Here is a 14,534-nt window from a genome sequence, read left to right as displayed (position 1 = left end):
GGCCAACGGGACCGACCTCATCGGGCCTCACCTGCCAGCAGATCCGACAGGGCGATGATCAGCGCGACCGGCGGCGTCCAGTCGAAAACCCCCCGGCCGGACGGTGTTTCGGGCCCAACCATGCCGCGAACGAACAGGTAGCGGCAGCCGCCGAGGTGACGCGAGGGGTCGTAGCCGGACAACCGCCAGCGCAGATACCGATGCAGGGCAACGGAATACAGCAGTGCCTGGAGCGGGTAGTGCGAGCGCAGCATCTCGGCGGCCATGCGCTCCCTGGTGTAGTGATCGACGGTCAGGTCGCCGGTGCCCAGGCGGTTGGTCTTGTAATCGACGACGACGAAACGCGGTGCGCTGGAGGAATCGGCAACGCGCAGCACGGCGTCGATGCTGCCGGTGAGGTAGCCCCGCAGCTCGATATCGTCCAAGCCCGCCAGCAGATCGGCATAAAGCGCCAGGTCGTCGTCCAGCGGCAGGTGCTCGCGCAGCAGATCCGCGATGCCGCGCAGTGTCGCCGCCCGCGCGCCAGGCGTGTCGCCACCGGCCAGCGGCAGCTCGAACTCCAGCTCGGCGAGCTGATCGCGACGGGATATGCCTGCCAGGCAACCGAATCCGAGCGGGGTGCGCAACACGGCGAGCAACGCCGTGCCGAGCACGGCGGGATCGATCTCCGCCATCAGCTCCTCGACCGCAGCACGGCACCGCGCGTGCACCTCGGTGTCGAGATCCGCCGCGTCGGTGTCGATCTGCTCGAGCACGCCGTGCACCAGGGTGCCGAACTCCGCGCCGTAGGGCAGGGCATTCATCAGCGACGGCGCGGCCGCGGTGGCCGGTTCGGCGGCGGCGGGCGGCGGCGCGGACGGCTCGTCCTCGGGCCCGTGGTCGTCCTCCGGCTCGGCCTCCACCGCGCTCTCGTGCGCGCCCGCGGTGAGCGCGGAGTAGGAGGTGCGCCGCCAGTGCTGATCCATGGCGCGGTCGAAGCGGGCCGCCGCGAGATCGCCGGTGACCGGTTCGGTGCGCGCCCGGCGCGGTTCGACCTCCTCGGCAGGTTCGACCGCTGACACCGAAATCGCCTCGGGCGCAGCGGCCGCCCACGCCGCGAGCATCGGCACCACCTGCTGATCGGCAGGCACCGCGGCCCGTCCCGGCACCGTCTCGCCGCTGTCGGGCCGACCGAGAATCATGCGGTGCAGCGGCGCGGCCGCGGTGGTGATGGCGGGTGCCCACCACGCCACGATCTGGCACATGGCGCGCGTCAGCGCGACGTAGAGCAGCCGCAGTTCCTCGCCCGCCTCCTCGGCTTCGCTGCGCAGCTTGCGCTCGGCGTATCCCCCGGCGTCCTGCCCGCCCACGTCGAGCACGCGCGCGCCGTCGTCGTCGTCGTGGAACAGCAGCGTGGCCGGGTACGGATTCTTGGCGCTGTCCCACGCGAAAGGCAGGTACACGATGGGGAATTCGAGGCCCTTGCTGGCGTGCACGGTGGCGATCTGCACGGCCGCCGCGTCGCGGTCCAGCCTGCGGGAGCGGTCGGCGACGGCGCCCGCCGCGGGGTCGCGCACCTGGTCGGCCAGCCAGCGGGTCAGCGCGGTCAGGCCGAGCCCCTCGGACAATGCGACCTGGTCCAGGAGCTGGGCGATGTGCCGCAGATCGGTGAGCCGGCGTTCGCCGTTCTCGATCGAGAGCAGCCGCGGCGCGAGACCCGCCTCGGCGGAGAGCTTTTCGAAGACCGCGGCGAATCCGGCGCGGGCGAACAACCGAGCCGCTTCGCGCAGCTGAGCGCTGACCCGTCCGACGAGATCGGCTCCGCCGCTGTCGATGTCGGCGGCGGTGCAGCCGAGGATCGGCGTGCACGCGGCCAAGCGGACGCGGTCCGAGCGGTGCGGCTGTTCCAGCGCGCGCAGCACCCACAACCAGTCGGTGGCGCTCGGCGTGCCGAAGACACTGGTGCCGCCCGCCAGCACGGAGGCGACGCCCACCCGGTCCAGCGCCGCGCGCACCACGTCGATCTGGGATCGCGTGCGGACGAGCACGGCGATATCGCCGGGCCCGACCGGACGACGGACGACGCCGTCGCTGTCGGCGTCCGGCGCCTCGTCCCGCGGCTGCGGTTCCGATTCCGCGCGCACCTTCGGTGCCCGAACGGTCACCCGCACACCGGATTCGAGCAACCGCACGATATCGGCGGCGAGGTCGTCGGCGACCTTCGCCCGCTGGCGGCCCACGGACGGAAAGCCCGACTTGTTCAGCGGGCCCGCGCCGGTGCGCGGCAGGCACCGCACCCGCATCGGGGTGACGAGTTCGGCGGGCCCGGCCAGTCGCGACCACGGGCGCGTCGCGGCGACCGGGTAGACGGTGATCTCGGGGTGCCCGAGCGCCGCCCCGCCCTGGACGCGCTCCAGCGCGGCCAGCAGTCCGGCGTCGCTGCGCCAGTTCGTGGTGAGCTCGCTGCGGCGGTCGGCGTGCCCGACCGCGTCCAGGTAGCTGAGCACCTCGGCGCCGCGGAAGGCGTAGATGGCTTGCTTGGGATCCCCGACCAGGACGAGGGTCGTCTCGCCGTGGAAGGAGCGGCGCAGAATGTCCCATTGCAGCGGGTCGGTGTCCTGGAACTCGTCGACGAGCGCGACCCGGTAGCGCTCGCGTATGCGCTGGCAGGCCAGGGGACCGTGCTCGGGATCGGCGAGCACGTCGTGCAGCAACACCAGCAGATCGTCGAAATCACGCAGTCCCGCAAGGCGTTTGCGCCGCTCGGTCTCGATCCGCGCGGCCTCGGCGAAGGCCACCCGCTCGCCCGCGAGACCTTCGGCGCGGGGAACCAGGCGGGCGTGCCGGTCGCGGACCGCCGCCAGCGCGAGGTTGTGCGCGTCCTTCAGCGAGAACGGCGGCGTGTCGCGCGCGTAGCGGTGCAGGTAGAGATCGTCGGCGACGGTGCCGACCAGCTCGTCGACCGATTCGACGAGGCGGGCGCCCGGATCGTGTTCGCCCGCCAACCCGAGTTCGTCGAGCATGCGCTGGCAGAAGCTGTGCGTGGTGGCGATGGTGCCCGCGTCGAAATCCGAGAGCGCGACGAGCAGCCTGGCCCGCCTGCGCCCGACCTCCGCGGCGTCGGCGTCCGCCAGATGCCGGACCAGGTCGTCCGCGTGCGCCCGCGCCGCCACGGGATCGGCCAGCGCGGCCGCCACCGCCACGAAACGATCGCGGGCTCGTTCGCGGAGTTCTTGCGTCGCGGCCCGGCTGAAGGTCACCAGCAGCAGCCGGGCGATGTCGACCCCCGCCTCGGCCACATAGCGCACCGCGAGCCCGACGATGGCGTGGGTCTTGCCGGTGCCCGCGCTGGCCTCCAGCACCGTGGTGCCGGTGGGCAGTGGGCCGTACGGGTCGAACGGCGCGACCGGGTCCACCGCCGGGGTGAGGATGGTGTCTTGAACTGTCATGCCACGCACCGCCTTTCGTCCTGCACCCGCGGATCGCGAATACGGGCGTCGCATGGTCGCCCGGAGAAATCGGACCACGCCCGCGCGGGAAGGTTCGCAGACACGCCGGGACGCGCGCGAAATCCAGGGAACGACACGGGGATCACGGCTGCCCCTGACTTTCCGCGCCGAGCAGCGGCACCCACAGACGACGCGCCACCGCGCCGAACCGGGTGGTCTCCCCCGGCTCCCCCGCCGGGGCGGGCGCGTCCATCAGGTGCTCGAGCCGTGGCGCCGCGCCCCACACGTAGCGCAGGTGGCGGTCGGTGTGATCACCGAACGCGCCGGGGCCGTTGGGTCCGCCGTTGAATTCGCGTTCGGCGGCCGCGAAGGCCTCCTCCGCGGTGGCGCCGCGGAAACGTCGCTCGGCGTAGGCCGCGGTCGCGGCCGGAGCGATCGGGAGCGGTTCGGACATGCCCGCGTCGCGCAGTCGCACCAGTTCGCGCAGGATCGCCACGGCGGCAGGCGCATCCGGCGCGGTGAGCACGGATCGCCATGCGGGACGGCCGAATTGACCGCGGCCGGTGGTCACCGCGCGCCAGGAGCGGTCCTCGGTGGCCGCCAGCGCGAGCAGCGCGACCCACGCGGCGATGCGGTGCTTGGGGGCCAAGCGCGAAAAGGTGGTACGCACCAGGGTTTCTCCGCGCACCTCGGGCACCGTGCCGGTGAGCCTGCGGCCGTTGCCGAGATCGATGGCCACGTCGACGGCCCTGGCCTGTCCCTCGTAGTCCGGCAGCGAGGCGCGCACCAGTTTGTCGACGGTGTGCTCGATCTCGTCGAGCACCGCGCCGCCGAGCCCGAACGGCGGCAGTGTGCCGCGCCGCCATTCCGCGGCGCGCAGCCCGTTCGCGTCCACGCCGGTGAGGCGGGCGGTGAGCATCCGTTCGCCCAGTTCCCATTTGGCGAGGCCGTCGAGTTCGATGGGCAGCCGGTCGGCGATGTCCTCCTCGTGTTCGGGGACCCGCAATCCGAGCCGCTGCCACAGGAAGGCGCGCACCGGGTGTTCGGCGAAGGACATCAGATCGGCCAGCGCCACGTCCGACGGTTCCGGCGCGGGCAGCGGTTCCGGCAGGAAGACCGGGTGCGGCACGGGCGGACGGCCCGCGGCCAGCGCGCCCGCCAGCGCGACCGTGTCGAAGCTGAACGGGCGCTCGGCGTGGAAGTTGCGGCGGTCGAAGCCTTGCAGCGGGTGGCGGACGAGCACCGCGTCCATTCCCGCCGCGCCGACGTGGGCGCGCAGTGCGTCGAGCAGTTCGGCGACCGGAATCGCGGGCGGGCGGTGCGCGCCGCTGACCGGGTCGGCGCCGGTGTGGAACAGCAGCAGCTTCTCGCGCGCCGCCAACACGGCGTCCAGCAGCAGCTGCCGATCCTCGCTGCGCGGATCCCGTTCGCCGAGCAGGGGATTGCGGGCGAGCACGTCGTCGCCGTCGACTCCGCCCGCGCGCGGGAACACGTCGTCGTCGAGGCCGAGCAGCACCACGACGCGGTGCGGCACCGACCGCATCGGGACCATGGTGCAGACGGTGAGTTCGCCGGTGCGGAAGTTGGCGCGGGTGGGCTGGGCGGCCAGCCTGCTCGACAGCAGCACCGCCACGTCGGCCAGCCGCAGCGGCACCTCGCCCGCGTGGTCGGTGGCCGCGGCGATCTCCCTGCGCGCCTCGGTGCGCACCCAGGCCTGGCTGTCGGGGACATCGGTGAGCAGATCGAGTGCACGGCCGAGCACGACGGCCCATTCGCGCGCCGGACGCGGACCGCGCAGATCGCGCAGGCACACCGCGAGGCGATCGACGAACTCCGCGAACCGGCCTGCCAGGTCGACGTCGTTGCTGTCCACGTCGTCCAGCGGCAGCGCGAGATCCAGCCAGTCGTCGGCGGATTCGTCGGCGGTGACCCCGAGCAGGATCCGGTCGACCGCGCCGTTCAGCGTGTTCTGCGCGAAATCGGCCAGCCCGAACGCTTGGCGCTGCCGCTGCCCGATCCCCCAGCGCGCGCCCGATTCGGCCGCCCACCCGCGCAGCCGTTCGATCGCGTCGTCGTCGAATCCGCAACGGCGACGGACGGTTTCGGAGGCGGCGAGATCGAGCACCTGGGTGACGGTGACGCGCCCGTCGGCGAGTTCCAGCAGCACCTCGATCACCGCGAGCATCGGATTGGTGACGCCGCGGCCGCGGTCGGCCAGCCGCACCCGCAGCAGGTGCGCGGGATGGGTCGCGTCCGGCGCGGTTTCCCCCGTGCCCGCACGCGAGCCGAACGCGGCGCGCACCAGCGGCGCGTACGCCTCGACCTCGGGGCACATGATCAGCACGTCGCGCGGTTCCAGCGTGGGATCGGCCGCGAACAAGCCGAGCAGACATTCACGCAGCACCTCCACCTGCCTGGCAGGTCCGTGGCAGGCGTGCACCCGCACGCTGTCGTCGGCCGGGACGAGCTCGGTCGGCGGCCACACGTCGTCGCGGATGCCCGCCTGCACCGCGGCGAGCAGCGAACGAGGCGCTGCTTCCCGCACACCGCGCTCCCACGGGACGGAACCCGAACTACGCACCGGCGCAACATCGTTCGCCTCGACAGACGATTCGGCTTCCGATCCGGTCCGCGTCGCCGAGGAGGACTCGGACACCCGCCGATGCGACTCGGATGCGTCCCGCGCCGCTCCGGGAAGATGCGTATCCGATCCGCTCCCTGTCAACCGTTGTTGCAGCTCGCGCACGTCGCGCCCCAGACCGGCGAGCAGCGGATGACGCACCACCCGCCCCGATCCGTCGGCGGCGCGCGACGCCGCGGGTGGCAGTCGCGCAATCTCCGACCACATGGCCGGGCTCGGGTGCGCGAGCCACAGGTGCACGTCCCTCGAGTGCCCCAACGCCGCGAGGACGGCCAGCTGATCGGCGGGCAATCGGGTCGCTCCGAACAGCGAAATTCGTTGCGGCAGTTCGATGATTCCTGGTTCGGCGCGCAGCAGCGCGCACGCCGCGTCCAGCCGTTCGGCGGGGCTCGGTGTGCCGATTTCGGCGCGCAGCCGCCGCCACAGCGTCGGCTGCCACAGCAGATCGTCCGGCACCCGACGGCCCGCGCCGTCGGTGTCGGCGCCCGCCGCCCACTCGGTGATCAGGGCGGGGCGCTGGGCGCCGTACCCGTCGAACAGTCCGATCAGGTGCGACGCGGTGGCGTAGCGCCTGCCGATCCGGTGCTCGCGGCCGGACTGGTCGACGCCACCGAGGTGGCGGGCCAGCACCGCGCACCACGGCTCACCGAGCGCGGCGTCGATCACCCGCAGCAACGTCCACACGGTGCGCTGCGGCGACCACGGATCGTCGTCCTGCGCTATCCCGGTGCTCGCCGCGAGCACCTCGGCGACCAGCGCCGCCGGAGAGGGGAATCGGATGTTCGCCGCGACACCGTCCCGGCCACCCGCCGAGACGCCGAGCACCGCGGACAACCGCTGGGTCAGCCAGCGCTCCACGCCCTTGGCGGGCACCGCGACGATCTCCGCCGCGAACGGGTCCGGCTGCGGGGTCGCCAACAACTCGGCGAGCGCGTCCGCCAGGGCGTCGGCGCGCTCGGCCCGGTGGATGTGCAGCGGCATTGCACGTTTATACGCCAGCGACCGGCGCGCAACCGCGCCGCCCCGCCCTGGCGCAAGTGAATTGAGCCACACGGGAACGCAATCCTCGGACGGGTCACGTCGAATCGGTCGGACCGGTGTGCAACAGTTCTCATCCGGGGAGGAACGGGAGAGCTGCATCGAAAGGCTGGTTCGCATTCATGGATGCGATGGTGATTCCCCTGCTGCCGAGAGGCGGGTTCACGGTCCGCCGCGTCGGTGAACGATGGGAATTGGTCAACTCGCGCCATTACGGCCGCACCGTCGTCCTGCACGCCTGGCCTCGCGACCGCCACACCGAAGCGTTCGAGCACTGCTACCGGCTCAACGGCCGCACCGTCGAGGATCTGCGCGCCGCCTTCCGCTGACTCGCGGTTCGGCGAAACCCGCTGCGGTACAAGCGCGCTGCCGCTGTAACACACCTGACTGCCGAGCTCAAGACGTGCGTACGCGGCGCGGATGTGCGATCGTGATCCCTCGTGCGTTACCCCATGGCCCCCACCCGGACAGTTCCCCGCGTGGCCGCATCCGCCTGTGTCCTGGCCGCAGCGGCGATCCTGATCCCGACCGCGCCCGCCCTCCTTCCCGACGCTGTTGCGCCGCGCGCCTCCGCCGCGTGCCTCGCCGGCTTCGATTGCGATATGAGCAGTCGGATCTCCGCGGTCGACGCCTACCTGAAGACGCGGCCCGGCGTCACGGGTTACGTCATCCGCGACCGGGTGACCGGCGGGGTGTACGCGAACGAGCACGCCGAGAACTCCGTGTGGACCGCGTCCACCATCAAGCTGGCGATCGCCGCCGACCTGCTGAACCGGGCCCGCGTCGGCGCCATCGGGCTCCCGCCGGAAGACCGCGGCCTGCTCGAGGCGATGCTCGCCACCTCCAACGACGCGGCCGCCGATCTGCTCTGGAACAAGTATGCGGGCGCCGACCGGATGGCCTACAACAACGCCTTCCGCGCCAACGGCATGGTCTCGCTCGTCCCCCAGCCCACCAGCACCGCGCTCTTCCCCGACTGGTCGTTCCAGAAGTGCACCGCCGCCGACCTGGACCGGCTGATGGATCACGTGCTCACCGTGATGCACCCCGACGACCGCAACTACCTGCTCGACCGAATGCGTTCGGTCGACTACAACCAGCACTGGGGCGTCTGGGGCGCGGGCGCCCGCATGCGGCCGGGACTCAAGAACGGCTGGTCGGCCGAGCAGGGCGGCTGGGTGGTCAACTCGGTCGGCTTCGCGGGCCCGAACGAGCGGTACACCCTGGCGATCATGAGCTCGCTGGGCGACGCCGGTGGTTACACCGAGGGCGCCGACACCGACACCAAGGTCGCGGAGATGCTGCTCGCCGGTCGCTGACCTGGCCTTACCGCCGACGGCGCAGCGTCATGGGGGCGCCGTCGCGCGGGAACGGAATCGTGGTGAATCCCCACGGCATTCGATAGTCGTCGGGGATCTCCCACTCGTAATCGCGCACCATCGCCGCGATCAGGGTCTTCACCTCGAAGGTGCCGAAGTGCATGCCGATGCACTTGTGCGCCCCCGCGCCGAAGGGCAGCCACGCGAGCCGGTGCGAGTGGTCCTCGCGGCGCGGCTCGGCGAATCGGAGCGGGTCGAACACCTCGGGTCGCGTCCACAGCTCGGGCAGCAGGTGATTGACCTGGTAGGCCAGGTCGACAGCGGTGCCCGCCGGAATGTAGTGACCGAGGATCTCCGTGTCGCGCACGGCGCGGCGCACCAGACCCGGCACCGGCGGCATCAGCCGCAGCGACTCCTTGACCACCAGGTCCAAGTCGCCGAGGCGGTCCAGGTCCGCGATGCTCGTTGCGGCGTCGCCGGTTTCGGCATCCACCGCCAGCACCTCGTCGCGCACCCTGCGCTGCCATTCCGGATGTTTGCCCAGGTAGTAGGCGACCGCGGTGGCGGTGGTCGTGGTGGTGTCGTGGGCGGCCATGATCAGGAAGATCATGTGGTTCACCACGTCGGCGTCGGAGAACACCGCGCCGTCCTCGCTGCGGGCGTGGCACAGCCCGGAGAAGAAGTCGTGCTCCTGCGAGCGGCGCTTGGCGGGCAGCATCTCGGTGAAGTACTGCTCCAGTACCCGTCTGCCGCGCAGGCCTGCGCGCCAGTGCCCGCCCGGCACCGGGTGCCGCACGATCGACAGGCCCGCGTGCGTGCAGTCGACGAACGCGTCGACGAGCTCGCGCCGCCGCGCGCCGACGTCGACCGCCATGAACGTTTCCCCGGCGATCTCGAGTGTCAGCTCCTTGACAGTCGGATACAGCCGAACGGTGGCACGGTCCTGCCCCGGCGGCACCCAGCGGGCGACCGCGGTCCGGGCCACCGGCGTCAGCACCGCCAGGTGCGCCGCGAGGCGGTCCCTGGTGAAGGCCTGCTGCATGATCCTGCGGTGGAACATGTGCTCGTCGAATTCGAGCAGCAGCAGCCCGCGACGGAAGAACGGGCCGATGAAATAGTCCCAGCCCTGGCCGAAATCCCGGCGTCGCTTGCCGAGCACCTCGTCGATCGCCTCCGGTCCGGACACCAGCACCCGGTCGACGCCCAGCGAGGAGTTCAGTGACACCGGTCCGTAGCGGCGGTGGCGCTCCATCATCTCGGCCGGGCCCCAGCGCATGTAGTGGAGGGCGCGCCCCAGATAGGGCAGCCCGATATCGCCGCGCACCGGGATGGTCGTGCTGCCGCGCGGCGGAGCGGCCAGCACGCGCTGGCGTTCGGGCAGCCTGCGCAGCATTCGATCGACGATGCTCGTCTCGGGAATGTCGATGAGATCCGCGTTCTCCGACACGGCGCGCACGCTGCGCTTTCGGACGGCGACCCGGTCTTCGGCGACCATCGCACACCTCCCTGAACGACAGGATTCATCGTATTCTCTTCTTCGCAATCGTTCAGCAGGATCGGTGGCGGCGGCTTCACTTCTCCGTCGCGGCGACGGTGAGGCTTCGCACCACCGCGCACCCGGAACAGGGATCTCGTCGTGACGGCCCAGGGCGGGCCGACTACGGTTGAGGCTTGTCGGTAACCGTTCGCGGGGAACGAGCCCCCCGACTGTCGAGGAGCAGGACGATGAGCACTCAGTCTGTGGAGAACCGTCGTCACAGGGTGGTGGTGATCGGCTCGGGCTTCGGCGGCCTGTTCGGCGCCAAGCACCTCAAGCGCGCCGACGTGGACATCACCCTGATCTCCAAGACCTCGACCCATCTGTTCCAGCCGCTGCTCTACCAGGTCGCCACCGGCATCCTCTCGGTCGGCGAGATCGCGCCCGCCACCCGGCTGGTGCTGCGCAAGCAGCGCAACTGCCAGGTGCTCCTAGGCGATGTCGACGACATCGACCTAGAGAACAAGACCGTCACCTCGCGGCTGCTCAACCAGGACACGGTCACCCCGTTCGACAGCCTGATCGTCGCCACCGGCGCCCAGCAGTCGTACTTCGGCAACGACCAGTTCGCCACCTACGCCCCCGGCATGAAGACCATCGACGACGCACTGGAACTGCGCGGCCGCATCCTCGGCGCGTTCGAGGGCGCGGAGCTGGCGACCACCCAGGAACTGCGCGACCGGCTGCTCACCTTCGTCGTGATCGGCGCCGGCCCGACGGGCGTCGAATTGGCCGGGCAGATCGCCGAACTCTCCGACCGCACGCTCGAGGGCACCTTCCACAACATCGATCCGCGCGACGCCCGGGTCATCCTGATCGAGGGCGCGGGCGCGGTGCTCGGCCCGATGGGTCCCAAGCTGGGCGGCAAGGCGCAGCGCAGGCTCGAGAAGATGGGCGTGGAGATCCAGCTCAACGCCATGGTCACCGACATCGACGCGCACGGCGTCACGGTGAAGGACTCCGACGGCACGATTCGCCGGATCGAGTCCTCGTGCAAGGTCTGGTCGGCGGGCGTGCAGGCGAGCCCGCTGGGCACGATGCTCGCCGAGCGCTCCGAGGGCACCGAGGTGGACCGGGCCGGGCGCGTCATCGTGGAGCCCGACCTCACCATCAAGGGCCACCCCAACGTCTTCGTCGTCGGCGACCTGATGGCCGTGCCGGGCGTCCCCGGCCAGGCACAGGGCGCGATCCAGGGCGCCACCTACGCCGCCAAGCAGATCAAGGCCGGGCTCAAAGGACAGCCGTCCGCGGACCGAAAGCCGTTCAAGTACTTCAACAAAGGCAGCATGGCCACCGTGTCGCGGTTCAGCGCCGTCTGCCAGGTCGGCAAGCTGGAGTTCGGCGGCTTCATCGCCTGGCTGGCCTGGCTGGGGCTGCACCTGTACTACCTGGTCGGCTACCGCAGCCGGATCATCACGGTGATCCAGTGGTTCGTCACGTTCCTCGGACGCACGCGCGGTCAGATGGCCGCCACCGAGCAGTGGGTGTTCGCGCGGCTCGCCTTGGAACAGGTCAACGAGGATCAGGAGGAGGCCGACGAACTCGCGGCCGCCCTCGGCGCACCGCCCGCGAGCAACGGCCGCGCGCCAGGAAAAACAGTGACCGACCGCGCGGTCTCCTAACTCTCCGATCGCCTTTCCTCGCCACCCGGTTCCGCCGGGTGGCGAGCTTTCGCGCGCTTCGGCCGAGTCAACCGGCCGCGACTCACTTGTCGTGCTGCGGATTTCCACCAATCCGCATGGCGCTCGGGTCCGAATGTGGGACGTCGAGCAATCTCATCCACGACGAAAGGTGAGTATGGGCACAGGCAAGCACAGAGCTCCCAACCCGCAGCGGCAGAAGGTGGGCTCGATGGTCGCGGCGGGCGCGGTTCCGCTGGTGTTGGCGCTCGTCGGCACCGGGGTCGCCAATGCCGAGCCCGCGCAGTCGAATTCGGTCGAGGAAGCGAAGCAGTGGCCTGCGGCCGACGCGCCCAACGTTATTCCGTACGAGGGCCTCGACATTCCGGACAACGTCCACAGCTCGCTGCAGTGGGCGCGACCCGCGCCGGACCAGAGCTACCTCGCGCCGGTCGGTGTCCTGCACTCGCCGGTCCCGGTGGTCCCGGTACCGCCGATCGCGCCGCCGCCGGGCCAGTTCCGCTTCGGTGACGTCACGGTGCCCACTCCGGACTGGATCACCCATGAACAGGCGGTCCAGATCAACGACAATGCCGCCGTGGCCGAGGCGAATCTCGCGACGTTCCTCGACTCGGTCGGTATGGAGCGCAGCCGGTCCGACCGCATCGCCGCGCAGACCCTCGGCACCGCCGCCATGGGTGCCGTGTCGGGCGCCGCCACGGCGGTGCCGATCGCGATCACCGCGGGGATGATGGGCGCGACGGTCGGTCTGCTGACCGGTCTGGTCTTCGCGCCGATCGGCCTCGTCGCTGGACCGGTGCTCGGCGCCGCGGTAGCCGCCGCGGCGGTCACCGTCCCCGCGGCCATCGTGGGTGCGGCCGCCGGTGCGGCAGTCGGCGCGGCCAGCGGCTTCATCGCCCCCGCACGGGTTCTCGGCGACTGAACGCGCGGTACGCACCTCCGGCTGGAAAGGGTGCGCCGGAAGGCAGAGAGCGGGGCGGGGTTTCGACACTCCTGTCGAAACCCCGCCCTTTCGGCGTCGACAGGAAGTCGTGGCCGCCGCCCCTCAGCCGGGCGGCTGAACACCGGCCGATACCGAAACCGCTGTGCCGCCGAGTGTTCGCGGGCTCGCCGTCGCGCTCAGCCGCGGCCCCACGGCGGTGAACAGACTCCCGCCCGCGGCGAGCGGCAGTCGTGCCGCGGTCAGCCCGAAGGTCTCGACGGGCCGATCGTCGGGGTAGACGAGTTCGCTGTCGAGGGCACGCGGGGCCGAGAGCGCGTCGTCGGTGGCGGTGTGCGCGCCCAGCTCCAGGCGATGGCGCAGTAGTGGAAGATCCGGCAGGTCGGCGATCAGGTCACCGCGCCACGCACCGCACTTCTCGCCCGCACGCCCGATCTGCACGCGTTCGCGCAGACGCAGACGGGCGCCGTCCGCGAGCAGCACAGTGGTGACCGCGCGGTGGTCCGCACCGCCCGCCACGATGGTCGGCTCGGTCTCCACGTCCAGTTCGCCGCCTTCGGCGATCTCGAAACGCCAGCGCGCGACCGATACTCGAGTCGCGGCACCAGGAACCGCGATGGTCGCCGCGACCGAACGCAGTGCGAGCCGGGCGCCCGGGCCGACCACGATCGAGATGTCGAGTTCGTCGCCGCCCAGCGGAGTGGCGGCGGTGCCGATCAGGTGGACCGTGTGCGGACCGGTCCGGCGGGCGGCCAGGCCGCCGGACGCGTGGATCTCCGGGAGTGTGCCCGCCGTGGCGGCAATTCTCAGCTCGGTGCGCAACGGCTCAGTGCGCGACCGCCGCCGCGCCGCCCGCGCTGCGATCCTGGTCCAGCGGAGCATGGTGCGCCGGCGCGGCGTCCTGTCGAGCCGACGCGGCGAGTTGTTCACGCACCCACGCCAGCACGGGAGTGGCCGCGGGGTCCTCCGTCAGGGAGAGCATCGCGGTCGGCCTGCCCTCGCGGACCTTGGCGGCATCGCGCTCCATCACCCCCAGGTCGGCGCCGACCAGCGGGGCGAGATCGGTCTTGTTGACCACCAACAGGTCCGAGAACGTGACGCCGGGACCGCCCTTGCGCGGCACCTTGTCGCCGCCCGCCACGTCGACGACGAAGATCTGCACGTCGATCAGGCCGGAGGAGAACGTCGCGGTGAGATTGTCGCCGCCGGATTCCACCAGGATCAGATCCAGCGGCGGGTTGGCCGCGATCAGGTCGTCGATGGCGTCCAGGTTGGCGGTGATGTCGTCGCGGATGGCGGTGTGCGGGCAGCCGCCGGTCTGCACGGCGGTGATCCGCTCGTCCGGCAGCACCGCGTGGCGGCGCAGGAAGTCCGCGTCCTCGGTGGTGTAGATGTCATTGGTCAGCACGGCCAGCGACAACTCCCCACGCAGCTGCCTGCACAGCGCGGCGACGAGCGCGGTCTTTCCCGAGCCGACGGGACCGCCGATGCCGATGCGCAGCGGCTCCCCCGGCGTCCGTTCCCGTTTCGGCCGGTCGTGCGAATGATCGTGCGGCTCACCATCGATCAGGTGCGGTGGCATGCGGCCTCTCCTCTCTCGACAACGTCGGTCAGCTGGCGAACAGCGGCATGTCGCGATGCCGGTGCCGCTCGGTGAGCACGTCCTGCAGCGGGTCCGACAGCGCGGCGAGACCGGCGGCGGCCTCGGCCGCGGTGCGGTCGCAGAGCTCGGCAAGCCGGAAGGTGCAGGCGGCGACGGCGGCGGGATCGAGCGCGAGCAACCGCTGGGCGGCGGTGGCGGCGCCAGTGAGGGTGGTGTAGACGACGACATCGGCCGTCTCGCGCGGGGTCACCGCGCAGGCGCGCCCCACCGCGCCGAACACGGTGGACAGATGCGGGCGCGTCGCCAACTCGGCCCAATCATGGTGTGGCCATACCTGTTTGGCCAGGCGCAGCAGCCCGCGGCCCTGCGCGCGCGAGGCCGTCCGCGC

Annotated in this window: 10 protein-coding genes; 4 read left to right on the top strand and 6 right to left on the bottom strand. The window is 71.3% G+C overall.

What is annotated here, in order from left to right; genetic code table 11:
* Window positions 1-17 precede the first annotated feature (17 nt).
* Together NL1_RS23975 and recC are read right to left on the bottom strand one after the other, a co-directional pair.
* Window positions 18-3,428, bottom strand: coding sequence for a UvrD-helicase domain-containing protein (locus NL1_RS23975; protein ID WP_067843486.1), 3,411 nt, complete (start codon window positions 3,426-3,428; stop codon window positions 18-20).
* 142 nt (window positions 3,429-3,570) lie between these two features.
* Entirely contained in the window at window positions 3,571-7,050 is a 3,480-nt protein-coding gene (recC, locus tag NL1_RS23970; RefSeq protein WP_067843483.1) for an exodeoxyribonuclease V subunit gamma, read from the bottom strand.
* A gap of 188 nt (window positions 7,051-7,238) precedes the next feature.
* On the opposite strand from recC, the gene NL1_RS23965 reads away from it, so the two are divergent.
* Window positions 7,239-7,436, top strand: coding sequence for a hypothetical protein (locus NL1_RS23965; RefSeq protein ID WP_245673497.1), 198 nt, complete (start codon window positions 7,239-7,241; stop codon window positions 7,434-7,436).
* Window positions 7,437-7,586: 150 nt separating this feature from the next.
* The gene (locus tag NL1_RS23960; protein ID WP_245673495.1) at window positions 7,587-8,426 is read left to right on the top strand and encodes a serine hydrolase; all 840 of its coding nucleotides are present in this window, start codon (window positions 7,587-7,589) and stop codon (window positions 8,424-8,426) included.
* Between the two features lie 7 nt (window positions 8,427-8,433).
* Here NL1_RS23960 and NL1_RS23955 read toward each other — a convergent pair whose 3' ends face one another.
* On the bottom strand, window positions 8,434-9,921 hold the full coding sequence (locus NL1_RS23955) for a cytochrome P450 (protein ID WP_067843474.1): 1,488 nt from the start codon (window positions 9,919-9,921) through the stop codon (window positions 8,434-8,436).
* 230 nt (window positions 9,922-10,151) lie between these two features.
* Here NL1_RS23955 and NL1_RS23950 point away from each other — a divergent pair, with 230 nt between their 5' ends.
* Window positions 10,152-11,585, top strand: a complete 1,434-nt coding sequence (locus NL1_RS23950; RefSeq protein WP_067843471.1) for an NAD(P)/FAD-dependent oxidoreductase — start codon at window positions 10,152-10,154, stop codon at window positions 11,583-11,585.
* 175 nt (window positions 11,586-11,760) lie between these two features.
* Complete coding sequence (locus NL1_RS37820) at window positions 11,761-12,525, top strand: hypothetical protein (RefSeq protein ID WP_067843468.1); 765 nt, start codon at window positions 11,761-11,763, stop codon at window positions 12,523-12,525.
* 123 nt (window positions 12,526-12,648) lie between these two features.
* Here the strand turns inward: NL1_RS37820 and NL1_RS23940 are convergent, their stop codons facing one another.
* The 3 genes from NL1_RS23940 to NL1_RS23930 all read right to left on the bottom strand — a co-directional run.
* A complete protein-coding gene (locus NL1_RS23940; RefSeq protein WP_084510909.1) occupies window positions 12,649-13,365 on the bottom strand; it encodes an urease accessory protein UreD in 717 nt (238 codons plus the stop codon).
* Window positions 13,366-13,369: 4 nt separating this feature from the next.
* Entirely contained in the window at window positions 13,370-14,125 is a 756-nt protein-coding gene (gene ureG / locus NL1_RS23935) for an urease accessory protein UreG (RefSeq protein ID WP_067843465.1), read from the bottom strand.
* Window positions 14,126-14,153: 28 nt separating this feature from the next.
* Window positions 14,154-14,534: urease accessory UreF family protein (locus NL1_RS23930; protein ID WP_281180852.1), on the bottom strand; the 381-nt coding region annotated here is incomplete at its 5' end.

Source organism: Nocardia lijiangensis NBRC 108240 (genome assembly GCF_001613045.1).
Taxonomy (GTDB): domain Bacteria; phylum Actinomycetota; class Actinomycetes; order Mycobacteriales; family Mycobacteriaceae; genus Nocardia; species Nocardia lijiangensis.
The sequence above is the reverse complement of the archived record's forward strand: the minus strand, read 5'-3'. Positions and strand labels throughout refer to the sequence as shown.

Coding starts and splice junctions, on each gene's coding strand:
- NL1_RS23975 (WP_067843486.1), bottom strand. CDS start 3,428: ATGACAGTTCAAGACACCATCCTCACCCCGGCGGTGGACCCGGTCGCG.
- recC (WP_067843483.1), bottom strand. CDS start 7,050: ATGCCGCTGCACATCCACCGGGCCGAGCGCGCCGACGCCCTGGCGGAC.
- NL1_RS23965 (WP_245673497.1), top strand. CDS start 7,239: ATGGTGATTCCCCTGCTGCCGAGAGGCGGGTTCACGGTCCGCCGCGTC.
- NL1_RS23955 (WP_067843474.1), bottom strand. CDS start 9,921: ATGGTCGCCGAAGACCGGGTCGCCGTCCGAAAGCGCAGCGTGCGCGCC.
- NL1_RS23950 (WP_067843471.1), top strand. CDS start 10,152: ATGAGCACTCAGTCTGTGGAGAACCGTCGTCACAGGGTGGTGGTGATC.
- NL1_RS37820 (WP_067843468.1), top strand. CDS start 11,761: ATGGGCACAGGCAAGCACAGAGCTCCCAACCCGCAGCGGCAGAAGGTG.
- ureG (WP_067843465.1), bottom strand. CDS start 14,125: ATGCCACCGCACCTGATCGATGGTGAGCCGCACGATCATTCGCACGAC.